The organism is Verrucomicrobium sp., assembly GCA_028283855.1.
GTDB lineage: Bacteria > Verrucomicrobiota > Verrucomicrobiia > Methylacidiphilales > GAS474 > GAS474.
Genome location: JAPWJX010000005.1, coordinates 14974 through 27011, shown reverse-complemented (window position 1 = coordinate 27011; position 12038 = coordinate 14974). Strand labels below are relative to the sequence as shown.

Here is a 12038-nt window from a genome sequence, read left to right as displayed (position 1 = left end):
TGCACCTAAAAAGTGTTATGAATTTTGCGAAGAAAGGGATTAGTTTCGCTGTTCCATGTTCTTTTTAGTCATTCTCGGCCTCTTCCTCCTGGGCGACGGCATCTGCTGGTTTTCCCTTCACCGCATCCTGCAGCAAGCGGGCGCGCCCCTCGGCTGGCGCATCGCGCTCGACCTGTTCATGTTCTTCCAGATCGCCGGGCTGTCCGGCCTTGTCCTCTCCCGCTTTTGGGAGCCGGCGCTGGCGCTTCAGTCCCTGTGGGGCAAGACGGGGCTTTCCCTCATTCTCCTGTGGCACTTCCTGGTGATGCTGCCGTTGGGCGTGGGACTGGCGATCAGCGCCTGTCTCCCCTCTCCCGCGGCCGCTTTTTCCCCGGGCCCGGGCTTCGCCGGGCTGAACCGCCGGCAGTTCCTGGCCCTGCTGGGCACGGGCGCCGCGCCGCTGGCCACCTTCGCGCTGACCGGCATTTCCCTCTACCAGCTGCGCCGCTTTTCCATCCGGCGGCTGACTGTCGACGTTCCTGGATTGCCCGCGGAACTGGAGGGAATGACCATCGCGCACCTGAGCGACATCCACGTGGGCCAGCTCACCCACGGCCCGGTCCTGGACGACATGGTGCACGCGTTCAACGAGCTGGACGCCGACCTGGGCGCGGTCACCGGCGACCTGATCAATTACGACCTGGACGACCTCCCCCGCGCCCTGGAAGTCATCCAGGGGCTGCGCGCCAAGCAAGGCGTCTTCGTCTGCGAGGGGAACCACGACCTGCTGGAAAACGCCGCCGAGTTCGAGCGCCGCGCGCGGGAGATCGAGGGGCCCGGCCACCGCTTTCTGCTGAACGAGTCGGCCACCACACAGGTGGGAGGCCATCCCGTGCAGGTCCTGGGCGTTCGCTGGACGGGGCAGTATGACGGCGGCATCCAGATGCAGATGCACGCGCTGCCGCCGCTGGAGCCCGGCGCGTTTCCCCTCCTCCTGGCGCACCATCCGCATGCCTTCGAGACGGCGGAGGCGATGGGCATTCCCCTGGTGCTGGCGGGCCACACGCATGGCGGCCAGCTGATGCTGACGGACGAGCTGGGCTGCGGCCCGATGTTTTTCCGCTACTGGTCCGGCCTCTACCGGCGGGCAAAGGGAAGCCTGGTCGTCTCCAACGGGACGGGGAATTGGTTTCCGCTCCGCGTCCACGCGCCGGCGGAGATCCTCCACCTGACGCTGCGCCGGGCGGCTTAAACCTAGGCCGCCACGTTGATCGAGTTGCCCTTTTCGACGGGCGACGTCAGATCGTGGCTGTAGGTCTGGAGGGAGGCCGCGACGACGGCGTCGACGCCCTTGTCGCTCGTCTTCGTCGCGCTGTTGTTGGCGCCGGCCTGGGCCCGCGTCAGGGAGTCGAGAAGATTGAGCTGGAAGATGCTGGTCGGGAGCGCGTCGCTGTCCTGGTCGGCCAAGCCGCTCAGGATGGCGTTGGCGCTCACGCTGGAGGCCGTCTGGTCCGAGCCGCTCACGCCGATCGAATTGAGAAGCCCCTGCCCTCCGCTCCCATCCAAGGAGCTGATGAGGCTGGTTTTCGTGTCGATTTGCTTCTGCGCGATGTCGGCGGCCAGCTGCTGGGCTTTGCTAAGCGAGTCGTACTTCGCGCTCGTCAGCAGGCCGGTGGGCGTGACGGGAGAGAGACTGCTCATACCGATTTAATCGGCACGATCAGGTGGAAACTTGAGGGGGAAAATTTAGGATTTCCCCAAAGCGTTGCGGCCCAATGAAATAAAAGAACTAAAACGCCCGATTGAAGGTGGTCTGCGAGGGGGTGGGCGTTTCAGGGGCGGCGGCGGGAAGATTGCGGGTGTAAGCTTCGCTCTGGGTTTGGGCCCAGTAGCCGGCCGCCCGCTTCGGCGCCCGCTTTAGGGAGGATGCGGTCGCCTCATGGAGGTTCAGCTGAAAAACGTTGGTGACGAAACCGGCCTCGGGAAGGGGCTCCGGCTTGGTTTCGGCGAGGGCCTGCTCGGCCAGATTGCGGGAAAAGTGGTAGGAAAAACTCTCGGGACCGCCGCTCATACTTCTTCTTATCGGCCCCTCCCCCGGGAACCTGAGCGGTTTTTTTAGAGCAGCAGCTCGGGATAGGTCTTGCGGGCGAATTCGCCCAATTCCCGGCGGATTTCCTCATGGCTGGTGTGCTTGAGAAGCTCGTGCGTCATGGCGACGCTCTGCCGGTAGGAGAGGCTTTGCAGCGCCTTCTTCACGCGCGGGACGAAGACGGAGCCCATGCTCAGCTCGTCGATGCCCAGGCCCAGGAAAAGCGGCATGAGGAGGACGTCGTTGGCCATTTCCCCGCAGATGCCGACCCAGATGCCGTTCTGGTGGCCGGCCTCCACGACGCGCGCGATGAGGCGGAGCACGGAGGGGTGGCAGGTCTGGTAGAGGTTGGCGACGCGCTCGTTGAGCCGGTCGACGGCCATGGTGTATTGGACCAGGTCGTTGGTGCCGATGGAGAAGAAGTCGACGTGCTGGGCCAGGATGTCGGCGGTAAGGGCGGCGGAGGGCACCTCGATCATCATGCCGACTTCCATTTTCTCCGGCAGGGGCACGCCCTCCGCCCGGAGTTCCGCCTGCACTCCGGCCAGGAGGGCCTTGCACTGGAGCAGCTCGGAGGCGTCGCTGATCATGGGGAACATGACGCGCACGTTGCCCTCCGCGCTGGCCCGGCAGATGGCGCGCAACTGGGTGCGGAAGACTTCCGGCTGTTCCAGGCAGAGGCGGATGCCCCGGCAGCCCAGGAAGGGGTTCATCTCCGGCTGCTCGCCGGAAAGAAGGGCCGCCACTTTGTCCCCGCCCGCGTCGAGGGTGCGGATGATGATGGAGTGGGGCTTCACCGTCTGCGCGATCTGGCGGTAGACCTGGTATTGCTCCTCCTCGCTCGGGAAATCGTTCCGGTTCAGGAAGAGGAACTCGGTGCGGTAAAGGCCGACGCCTTCCGCGCCGTTTTCCGTGACCAGGGGGAAGTCCTCCGGCAGCTCGACGTTGGCGGAGACGATGACGCGGCGGTCGTCGGTCGTGCGGGCCAGGGTGTCGCGGATGGCGCCCAGCTGCTCCTCGACGAGGTCTCGCTGGCGCTCCAGCTGGCCGTATTCCTTCTTCGTCTCTTCCCCGGGCAAGGCGATGAGGAGGCCGGAGACGCCGTCGATGATGGCTTCCATCCCGCTTTCCAGCCGGTCGAGGGCCCCTTCCAGGCCGACGATGGCCGGGATGTTCAGGGAGCGGGCGATGATCGCCGCGTGGGAGGTGCTGCTCCCCTGCCGCGTGGCGAAGCCCAGGAGGGAGCCGCGGTCGATGGAGACCAGGTCCGGCAGGCTCAGGGAATCGGCGACGACGATGCTGGGGTGGGTGATGTCGACGTGCTCGTCCTCCAGGCCGCGCAGGTGCTGTAGGACGCGGCGGGCCACGTCATGGATGTCGCTGGAGCGCTCGCGCAGGTAAGCGTCGCCCAGCTCGCGCATCTGCTGGGCCAGGCTCTGCGTGATGTCCTGGTAGATGGTGTCGACGGCCAGGAGCCGCTCGCTCAGCTGGACTTTGACCGCGTGGAGAATGGTGGGATCCTCCACGACCAGGAGGTGGGCGTCGAAGATGGCGGCGTCCTTCTCTCCCACGGCGCTGGCCAGCCGTTCCTTGGCCTCCAGGATGTGCTGGCGGGTGCGGAGGAGGGCCTCTTCCAAGCGGGCGATTTCGGCCGGGACCTTGTCCGCGGTGATGGTGCGGCGGCGGATGGTGGGGCGGTCCTGCCGCAGGATGAGGACGGGACCGGTGGCGACGCCGGGAGAGGCGGGGAGAGCCTGGAACCGGGTCTCGGCGGTCAGGCGGGAGACGGGATCGGGACTATGCGGGGCGGACTCCGGAGGAGCCGAGTGGTTTACCATCCGCGATGCGTCCCGTTATTCCTCGTCGAACTTCCGAGAAATGATTTCCTCAATTTCCTTGAGGAGCGCCGCCGCGTCCCCGCCGACGGCGGTGAGCTTGAGGCGGGAACCGCAGCCGGCAGCCAGGAGCATGAGGCCCATGATGCTCTTGCCGTTGACTTCCTCGCCGTCTTTTTCGACGGTGAGATCGGCCTGGAACCGGTTGGCGACGCGGACGAACATGGCCGCGGGCCGGGCGTGCATCCCGAGTTTGTTCAGGATGACGACCTCCTTGGTCATCTTCGCCTCCTCGCCCTTTTTTGCCGCCGCGCCGCTCATTTCAAAATCCTTCTCTCGTAAAAACTTACTCTACTTTTCGCGGTTTCGCATCAACGCGAGCAACCGCTCGTTAAATTCCAGGGCAGAATTCTGCCCCATTCCCTTGAGTTTCTGGTCGAACGCAGCGACCTCCACCAAGGTGGCCAGGTCACGCCCTGGCCGTACCGGAATAGTTACATGCGGTACCTTTATTTGCAAGATTTCGTAATATTCCTGATCCAGGCCGATGCGGTCGACCTCCAGGTCGGGGGTCCACTCGACGAGGGTGACCACCAAATCGAGCCGTTTTTCGAGGCGAATGCCCTTTACGCCAAAGAGATTGGCGACGTTGATGATGCCGATTCCACGCACTTCCATGTGGAAACGGGTGATTTCGGCCGAGGTGCCGATGAGTTCCCGGCCTTCCAGGCAGCGGATCTTGGTGATGTCGTCCGCCACCAGGCTGTGGCCCCGGTCCAGGAGGGAGAGGACGCACTCGCTCTTGCCGATGCCGCTCTTGCCCCGGACCATGATGCCGATCCCCTGGATATCGACCATGCTGCCGTGCTCCGTTGCCTGGGGGGCAAAGTCGATTTCCAGGCAGATGGTGGTGGCGTTGACCAGCCGCATGGTGGTCAGCGGGGATTGGAAGACGGCGATGCGGCTGGCTTCCGCCTCTTCCAGGATGACCTTGGGCGGCTTGATGTTCCGGGCCAGGATCATGCAGGGGATCTTTTGGCGGAAGAGGGCGCGGAGGCGTTGGCGGCTCTTTTCCAGGGAAAGGGCGCGGAGGTAGGCCATCTCGCTGCTGCCGATGATCTGGATGCGCTGCCAGGCGAAGTATTTGTAATAGCCCGCCAGGCCCAGGCCCGGGCGGTTGACGGAGCCTTCCCGGATGTAGCGGTGCAGGCCGCTGGCGCCGGCCAGCAGCTTGAGCTGCAGCGCGTCGGCGTGCTGGGTGTAGAACTGCCCGACGGTGACCTTCGGGATCATGGTCTTCGCCTCCGTCCGGATCGGCACGCTCATCGGCATGCCCGGGTTATAGGAAACGCCGCCCAAAATGGCAATGGCGACAATCCGGGACAACCCCGGCGACAAGCGGGAGGAAGCCCCCTCCCCGTTTCCCCGGCACAGTCGACCCCTTCATGAATCCCTCCTTGGAAGTCTGGGGCCGCCTCCGCGAAGAAAAGCTCGATGGCTGGGCCCCCCGCTGGCTGGCCGCCGATCGCGCGCGCTACGCGGACGCCGCCCGGCAGGTCGAAACCCTTTCCCTCCTCCGCGGCGTGGCGGATGACATCCCGGCGCAGCGTTACGAGGCCGCCCTCGGCACCCTCCTGGCGGACCGCATGACCTCCGGCCTGGAGGGCGCCGCCTACCTGCGCAAGGTCTACAACACGACGCCCGCCCACTTCGCCGCCGCCTTAAAGCGGCACGGCGGATCGGAGGCGGAGCAGATCCGCTTTCTGGAAATGGCCGCCAATCCTCCCTCCCCCAGCCGCCGCGGGGAGCGGGAGATGGAATACCTGACCGCCCGCCGGACCATGGAGGCCCTGTCCTGCGGCCCCGGCGCCGAGCAGGACGCCGCCCGGCGCCTGAAGGAGGCCGGCTCCCCCCTGCTGGAAACCTTTGAAAAAGCCCGGGGCGCCAAAGCCTCCCCCCGCGCCCTTCTAGGCAGTATCCTGCCGGAGGAGCGCACCACCGCGTCCCTGGAGCCGGACGCCGACCGCTTTAGCCGCAACTTCGAAGCGGAGATGGGCCGCCTATTCGGCCTGCCATCGGAACCCCGCCCGGAGATCGCGGGCGACTTCCGCCGCGCCCCGGCGCAATCCCCCACGCCGAAACCCTTCCGGGACCAGGTCCGCAATCCTTAGCAAGCCCGCCGCAACGCGAAGGAAGCCGCCCCGCGCCGTTTCCGGCAAATTCCTCAACCTTCGTTTCCTCATGAGCACCCCCCGTCCAATGCCCCTCCCCCGTTTCCCCAAGCCCTCGGAGCGGGTAGAGTCCCCCGACAACGCCTTCCAATTCCGCCGCGCTCCCCTTTGCGTGCCGGAAAAGATGGCCGCGCAAAAGGCAAAGTGAGCCGGGCCGTCCCGATCCTCTACGCTTCCAACACGGGCCATTCCGCCCAGTGCGCGGAGGCGACCGCCGCCAAGGCCCGGGAACTGGGCCTGGACCTGGAGCCGCACCTGGCGGAAATGCGCGCCTACGACCCCGCCTCCCTGCCGCAGGAAAAGGAAGTCCTCTTTGTCACCAGCACCTGGGGCCGCGGAGAGCCGCCCTCCGGAGCGATGCCCCTGTGGCGCGCCCTGCGCGACATGGAGCCCGGATCCCTGGAAGGCGTCCGCTACGCGGTGCTGGCGCTGGGGGACACCCGGTTCCCGAAATTCTGCCAGTTCGGCCGCGACTTGGACGCCAGGCTCCAGGAACTCGGCGCCACGCCGATGGGTTCCCGCGTCGAGTGCGACCGCCACTTTGAAAAGGGCCTGGCCAAGTGGCTGGACCGCCTCCCCGCGTTCTTCCAGCCTCCCCGCTCCCGTTTTGAGGAGCTAAAGGGCCTCTTCGCCGGAATCACCCGGCAGCCGGGCCCCGCTCACGAGCCGCTGACGCTGGGCACGGACCGCGACGCGGCCCGGTAAGCCTCCAGCGCCAATTGCAGGCCCCGGGCCTTGTGCAGCGTCTCCTCGTATTCCCTTAACGGATCGGACCCCGCGGTGACGCCGCTGCCGACGTGGAAGTGGAGCTTTCCCGCCTCATGGACCATCGTCCGAATGGCGATGGAAAAGGCGCAGTCCCCGTTGAACCCGAAGTAGCCGATCGCCCCCGTGAAAAGCCCGCGCGGGGCCGGTTCCAGCTCCGCGATGATCTCCATGGCCCGCCGCTTCGGCGCGCCGGTGATGGAGCCGCCGGGGAAGCAGGCGGCCACGGCCTCCACCGGATCGACCTCCTCCCGCAGGTGGCCTTCCACCGTCGAAACCAAGTGAAAGACCTGCGGATACCGCTCCAGCTTGAGCAGCTCCGTCACCGTGACGGAACCAGCCTCGCAGATCCGGCCCAGGTCGTTCCGCTCCAGGTCGGTAATCATCACCAGCTCGGCCTGCTCCTTCGGGTCGGTCATCAGCTCATAGGCCAGCTGCTGGTCGCGCACCGGATCGCGGTCGCGCGGGCGGGTGCCCTTGATCGGACGGGTTACCACGCGGCGCCCCTCGACGCGCAGGAAAAGCTCCGGGGAGGCGCTCAGGATCCGCTCCGCGCCGGTGTCCAGGTAGGCGGCCCCGGGCGCGGGGCTGCGCGCCATGAGATGTTCAAAGAGCCGCGCCGGGCTGCCCGCGAAGGGAACTTCAAAGCGCTGGGCCAGGTTGACCTGGTAGATATGACCCCGGGCAATCCACTCCTGCGCGGCGGCAACGCGCGCGGCAAAGCCCTCCGGCGTCAGGTTGCTTTGCCACGGCTCCCCGCCCGGCGGCGCATCGGCCCAGCGGGCCGCTTGGGCCCGCCAAAGGGGCGACGGCTCCCCGGCGGGGACGACGGCGATCTCCGGATAGAAGCCGAACCAGAAGCTCCCGTCGTAACGGAAGAAGCCGATGGCCGCGCCAGGCGGGTGGGGCGCGTCGACCCGCACATGGCGGCGGGCCAAAGCCTCCCGCAGCAGGGGCCAGTCTCCCGGCCCTCCGGCGACGATTTCCTCCGCTCCCGCCGCCTGGTAGAGCCAGCCCGGATGGCTCCAGGAATTGAGGGAGGCGAAGTCGGAGCCGGCACTCATCGCACGAACGGCCGGAGTGCCTCCCCGTCGACGGCCGGGCCGACGGCGGCGATGGAGGCGCGGCCGGGCTTGAGAATCTGCGCGGCCACGGCGCGGACCGCCTCCGCCGTGACGGCGCGCAGGCGCTTTTCCGCCTCCCGCGGTTGGAGGACGGAGCCGTTTCCCATCATCCCTTCCCCGGCCCACATCATCTGGTTGGTGCTCCCCTCCAGGCCCAGGTAGGTCTGGCCGATGACGTAGTCCTGCGCGCGGCGCAGCTCCGCCGTGGCCGGGCCTTTTTGCGCGACGGCCTCCACGGTCTTCAACGTCATCCGCAGGGCGTCCAGGGCCTTGCCGTTCTCCACCCCGGCCAGGACGACGAAGCTACCCGTGTCATGGTGGTGGGTCAGCTGGCTGGAAATCGAGTACGCCAGGCCGTGCCGCTCCCGGATCAGCTGGAAGAGGCGGGAGCTCATGTTCTCCCCCAGCAGGACGGAGAGAAGCTTCAGCGCGTAACGGCGCGGATCGTGGCGGGAGACGGCGGGCCAGCCGATGGCCAGGTGGGTCTGCTCCACCGGCTTCTGCACCGCGTCGACGGCGGGGCGGTAGGCGGGACGGACGGCGCGGGGGAAGGAAAGCTTCCGCCCCTTCCGGCGGCCCAGCAGGCGGAGGACTGCCGGGACGGTCGTCTTCCCCGCCACAGTGACGACCATCCGGGAAGAATCGTAGTGGCGGCGGTGGCAAGCTAATAGCTCCGCGCGGGTCAGGCGGGAGACGGAGGCCAGGGTGCCGGTGATGGGCCGCCCCAGGGCCTGCCCCGGCCAGAGAAGCGCGTTGAGCCGGTCCTGGACGACCTGGGAGGGCTGGTCCTCATACATCTTGATCTCTTCCAGGATCACGCCGCGCTCCCGCTCCACCTCCTCCGGGGAGAAGAGGGAATGGTCCACCATGTCGAGCAGCACGTCGAAGGCCAGCTCCATGCCGGAGGCCGGGACCGCCGCATGGTAGCAGCTCATCTCTTCCGAGGTGAAGGCGTTGAGATAGCCGCCGACGCCCTCCACCGCCTCCGAGATCTGCCGCGCGTTCCGGCGGCGGGTCCCCTTGAAGAGGAGGTGCTCGATGAAATGGAGCGCGCCGGAAAGGCGGGCGGGTTCATAACGGCTCCCGGCGGGGAACCAAAGCCCCAGGCAGACGCTCTCCACGCCGCCCATCTCGGAGACGACGACCGGCAAGCCCCCGGCGGAAACGGCGGTTTGGAAATGCACATCCGAACGATGGCCAAACCTAAAGCGGTGTCAAATTCTTGCCCCCGGGGCGCTTCCACGCCACGCTGGGGAGCGCGTGAAAAAAGCCGTGGCCTTCTCCGCCCAACAGGACCGGGACCGCATCCTCCACTCCCGCGCCTTCCGCCAGCTGGACCGAAAGAGCGAGCTCTTCCTCGACCCGGCGGGCGAGCTGCTCCCCAGCCGCCTCTTCTACGCCCTCCAAGCCGCCTCGATCGCCCGCATCCTGGCGGAGCGCCTCCTGCTCAACGAGTCTGTGGCGGAGGTCCTGGTCCTCTCCGACGCGCTGGGGCATCCCGCCTTCGGCCGCGCCGGGACGGAGGCGCTGGACCGCCTGATGGCGGACCACGGCGGCTTCGACCCCGACGCGCAGAGCCTCCGCGTGGCGCTGGAGCTGGAAATGAAGCACCCGGAGTTCAACGGCCTGGAGCTCTCCGATCCCGTGCGGGAAATTCTCCAGGGCCGCAAGGGGCTGCCGGAGGCGGGCGCCGCTTCCTGGGGCCGCCGCCTGGCCCGGCTCCTCCTGGATTTGGAAAGCGGCCTGGACGCCGGGCTGGTAACGGAGGCGTGGCTGGACGGCCAGGCCCTCTGGCAGGAAATCGCCGCGCCCGCCGCGCAGCGCTATCCAAAGCTGGTCGGCAGCCGCCGCCAGGCGTTCCACTTGCAGAATCTTCTGACGCGGCTGGTCGACGCCCTGGCCGCTCCCGGCGAGGGCCGCCCCCCGGCCTTCCGGGAGGAAAAGACGGCGAAGGCCTTCGCCGAACTGGAGGCGGGGATCGAAAAGGCGGTCCGCCGCGCCCCTTCCCTGGACCGGCTCTATCAGGACCGCGGCGCCTGCCTGGAAACCCTTTTCGCCATCTACGTTCACCGCCCTCATCTTTTGGCGGAGCGGCATGGCCTGCGCTTAAAAAAGGACGGCGTGCACCGCGCGGTGGCCGATTTCCTGGCCGACGCCGGGGACCGGGAGCTGCTCCGGCTCAGCCGGGAGATCGCCGGGGAAGAGGAGAACGCCCACGTCCACCAGACGCCGCAGGGCCTTCTTCTGTAAGATCTACCACCCCTCGACGACGAGGGAGACGATCTTCTTGGCCAGGTCCTGCTCCGCCATGGGGACGGCCTGGCGCTCCGCCTCCACTTGGTCCCGGCCCACGAAGTAGGAGTTGCTGCCGGAGACGGCGGCGTCCTGGATCACCTTCCGGCCCGTTTTGCGGTTGAAGAAGCTGACGTGGGCCACCAGGACGATCTGGAATTGGTTGCCCGCCTGCGCGTCGAGCTGCTCCGGCTGCAGGATCTGGCGGCGCACTTCGGTCAGCATGATTTCCAGCACGCCGTCGGCGGCCTCGTTCTGGGAGGTGGCCACGGTGCCGTCCTGATCGAAGGCGCGGATGATGGCGGCGGTCGTCGCCACGTCGATGCTGGGCTCCAGGGTGCGGTTCTTGACTACCGGAATGTAGATCGAGTTGACCCCCTGGATGTTCTTTCCGCCGATGCTGCCCAGCCGGTAGCCGGCGCAGCCGCCCAGGACGGAAAGGAGGACCAGGAAGGCGAGGAGACGAAGGGAGGCGTTTTTCATGGGGTGGGAAGGGGGGAGTCCGATGTGCCGGAGACGGGGGCGGAAGCGGGCTCGACGCCGCGGTCGGCGGGCGTCTTCGGCACGGCGGGGGCGTCGACCTGGGACTCGGGCGTCTTCTCGTCGCTGTTCTGGCCGATGAGGGGGCGCAGGATGGCGATCTTCTTTTGGGATTCGGCGGCCAGCTGGGAGTCCGGGTTGCGGCGGACCACGTCGCTGTAATAGATGTAGGCAGCCTTGTAGTTCTTCTGCTTCTCGTAGAAGCGGGCGATGTTGAAGCTGCCCTGGATCTGGCGGGACTTGAGCGTCTGGATGTGGGTGTTGGCCGCGGCGACCTTTTCGCTGGCCGGGAAGCGGACGATGAAGTCCTCGAACGCCTCGACGGCCTTTTGCGCGGCGCTCTGGTCGTAATCGGCGGCGCTGGCGGAGCAGAACCAGGCGTAGCCGATCTGGTATTGCGCGTCGGCGGCGATGGGGTTGCCCGGATATTTGTCCAGGATCTTGGTGTAGGCGCTGACGGCCTCCGTCCACTTCTTCTCCTTCTCATGGGCCAGGCCGATCTTGAACTGGGCCTGGGCGGCGTTTTTCCCGTAGGGGGCGGCCTTGATGACGCTCTGGAAGATTTCCGCCGCCTTTTCCATGGAGGGCCCCATGGGGATGCCAGCCATGCGCTGGGGCTCGCCCGCCAGGTAGAGGTTGCCGATGGCGAATTCCCGGTCCAGCGCCTGCTCGAAGAAGGTGCTGGCGGGGTATTTCTCGACCATCTTGTCGTAAGCCTTGTAGGCGTCCAGATACTTCCCCTTCTGCTCCAGGCACCAGCCGATCTTGTATTGGGCTTCCGGGGCGAAGAAGGAGAGCGGCCATTTTCGGACCACGATTTGGTAGGCCTTCAAGGCGTCGTCCCACTTCTGTTGGGCTTCCAGTTTCTTGGCGATGTCCAGCTGGTCGCGGGAGCTGGAGGCGGAAAGGCCGGAACCGGTCGTCTCGTCGACCCACCCCTCCCCCGGCCGCCAGACCAGGGCCGCGGACGCGGGGGTCCCCACCGCCGCAAAAGAGAGGGCGGCCAGGAGAAAAAGGAGCCGGGAAACCATCGGCGGGGACGGTACCAGCAAGGCCGGGCGGCGCAAATCTTTATCAAGCAAAAGGCGGGACATGCGTTATATTCCGGCTGTGACCCAAAACTTCTTTGCGGCCTTAGGTGTTATGCTACCGTCCGGGGCGTCCAACGCGACGAACTGATTTT

The 12038-nt window shown here is 66.7% G+C and carries 13 protein-coding genes; 4 read left to right on the top strand and 9 right to left on the bottom strand.

Going from position 1 to position 12038, the window contains the following annotated elements; all coding sequences use genetic code 11:
* Nucleotides 1-55: 55 nt before the first annotated feature.
* Entirely contained in the window at nucleotides 56-1231 is a 1176-nt protein-coding gene (locus tag PW734_09605; protein MDE1171446.1) for a metallophosphoesterase family protein, read from the top strand.
* A gap of 2 nt (nucleotides 1232-1233) precedes the next feature.
* Here the strand turns inward: PW734_09605 and PW734_09600 are convergent, their stop codons facing one another.
* The 5 genes from PW734_09600 to hprK all read right to left on the bottom strand — a co-directional run bounded on the left by PW734_09600 (nucleotide 1234) and on the right by hprK (nucleotide 5229).
* Nucleotides 1234-1680 (bottom strand): hypothetical protein, encoded by a 447-nt coding sequence (locus PW734_09600; GenBank protein ID MDE1171445.1) that lies wholly within the window; start codon nucleotides 1678-1680, stop codon nucleotides 1234-1236.
* A gap of 88 nt (nucleotides 1681-1768) precedes the next feature.
* Nucleotides 1769-2050 carry a hypothetical protein gene (locus PW734_09595; GenBank protein MDE1171444.1) on the bottom strand — a complete coding sequence of 94 codons (282 nt, stop codon included), beginning with the start codon at nucleotides 2048-2050 and terminating at the stop codon, nucleotides 1769-1771.
* A gap of 44 nt (nucleotides 2051-2094) precedes the next feature.
* Nucleotides 2095-3906, bottom strand: coding sequence for a phosphoenolpyruvate--protein phosphotransferase (ptsP, locus tag PW734_09590; protein ID MDE1171443.1), 1812 nt, complete (start codon nucleotides 3904-3906; stop codon nucleotides 2095-2097).
* Nucleotides 3907-3921: 15 nt separating this feature from the next.
* Entirely contained in the window at nucleotides 3922-4224 is a 303-nt protein-coding gene (locus tag PW734_09585) for an HPr family phosphocarrier protein (GenBank protein ID MDE1171442.1), read from the bottom strand.
* A gap of 30 nt (nucleotides 4225-4254) precedes the next feature.
* Entirely contained in the window at nucleotides 4255-5229 is a 975-nt protein-coding gene (hprK, locus tag PW734_09580; GenBank protein ID MDE1171441.1) for an HPr(Ser) kinase/phosphatase, read from the bottom strand.
* 119 nt (nucleotides 5230-5348) lie between these two features.
* On the opposite strand from hprK, the gene PW734_09575 reads away from it, so the two are divergent.
* Nucleotides 5349-6074, top strand: coding sequence for a hypothetical protein (locus PW734_09575; GenBank protein ID MDE1171440.1), 726 nt, complete (start codon nucleotides 5349-5351; stop codon nucleotides 6072-6074).
* Between the two features lie 204 nt (nucleotides 6075-6278).
* On the top strand, nucleotides 6279-6839 hold the full coding sequence (locus tag PW734_09570) for a flavodoxin domain-containing protein (protein ID MDE1171439.1): 561 nt from the start codon (nucleotides 6279-6281) through the stop codon (nucleotides 6837-6839).
* Here the strand turns inward: PW734_09570 and pabB are convergent.
* Nucleotides 6794-7963, bottom strand: coding sequence for an aminodeoxychorismate synthase component I (gene pabB / locus PW734_09565; GenBank protein MDE1171438.1), 1170 nt, complete (start codon nucleotides 7961-7963; stop codon nucleotides 6794-6796). The genes PW734_09570 and pabB overlap by 46 nt on opposite strands.
* A complete protein-coding gene (locus PW734_09560; GenBank protein ID MDE1171437.1) occupies nucleotides 7960-9207 on the bottom strand; it encodes a pitrilysin family protein in 1248 nt (415 codons plus the stop codon). The genes pabB and PW734_09560 overlap by 4 nt, the downstream gene beginning before the upstream one ends.
* 76 nt (nucleotides 9208-9283) lie before the next feature.
* On the opposite strand from PW734_09560, the gene PW734_09555 reads away from it, so the two are divergent.
* On the top strand, nucleotides 9284-10273 hold the full coding sequence (locus tag PW734_09555; protein MDE1171436.1) for a hypothetical protein: 990 nt from the start codon (nucleotides 9284-9286) through the stop codon (nucleotides 10271-10273).
* Nucleotides 10274-10276: 3 nt separating this feature from the next.
* Here PW734_09555 and lptE read toward each other — a convergent pair whose 3' ends face one another.
* Both lptE and bamD read right to left on the bottom strand, forming a co-directional pair.
* A complete protein-coding gene (lptE, locus tag PW734_09550; protein MDE1171435.1) occupies nucleotides 10277-10798 on the bottom strand; it encodes an LPS assembly lipoprotein LptE in 522 nt (173 codons plus the stop codon).
* Nucleotides 10795-11886, bottom strand: a complete 1092-nt coding sequence (gene bamD / locus PW734_09545) for an outer membrane protein assembly factor BamD (GenBank protein MDE1171434.1) — start codon at nucleotides 11884-11886, stop codon at nucleotides 10795-10797. The genes lptE and bamD overlap by 4 nt, the downstream gene beginning before the upstream one ends.
* Between the last annotated feature and the right edge of the window lie 152 nt (nucleotides 11887-12038).

Coding starts and splice junctions, on each gene's coding strand:
- PW734_09585 (MDE1171442.1), bottom strand. CDS start 4,224: ATGAGCGGCGCGGCGGCAAAAAAGGGCGAGGAGGCGAAGATGACCAAG.
- PW734_09605 (MDE1171446.1), top strand. CDS start 56: ATGTTCTTTTTAGTCATTCTCGGCCTCTTCCTCCTGGGCGACGGCATC.
- bamD (MDE1171434.1), bottom strand. CDS start 11,886: ATGGTTTCCCGGCTCCTTTTTCTCCTGGCCGCCCTCTCTTTTGCGGCG.
- hprK (MDE1171441.1), bottom strand. CDS start 5,229: ATGAGCGTGCCGATCCGGACGGAGGCGAAGACCATGATCCCGAAGGTC.
- PW734_09600 (MDE1171445.1), bottom strand. CDS start 1,680: ATGAGCAGTCTCTCTCCCGTCACGCCCACCGGCCTGCTGACGAGCGCG.
- PW734_09595 (MDE1171444.1), bottom strand. CDS start 2,050: ATGAGCGGCGGTCCCGAGAGTTTTTCCTACCACTTTTCCCGCAATCTG.
- lptE (MDE1171435.1), bottom strand. CDS start 10,798: ATGAAAAACGCCTCCCTTCGTCTCCTCGCCTTCCTGGTCCTCCTTTCC.
- PW734_09575 (MDE1171440.1), top strand. CDS start 5,349: ATGAATCCCTCCTTGGAAGTCTGGGGCCGCCTCCGCGAAGAAAAGCTC.
- pabB (MDE1171438.1), bottom strand. CDS start 7,963: ATGAGTGCCGGCTCCGACTTCGCCTCCCTCAATTCCTGGAGCCATCCG.
- ptsP (MDE1171443.1), bottom strand. CDS start 3,906: ATGGTAAACCACTCGGCTCCTCCGGAGTCCGCCCCGCATAGTCCCGAT.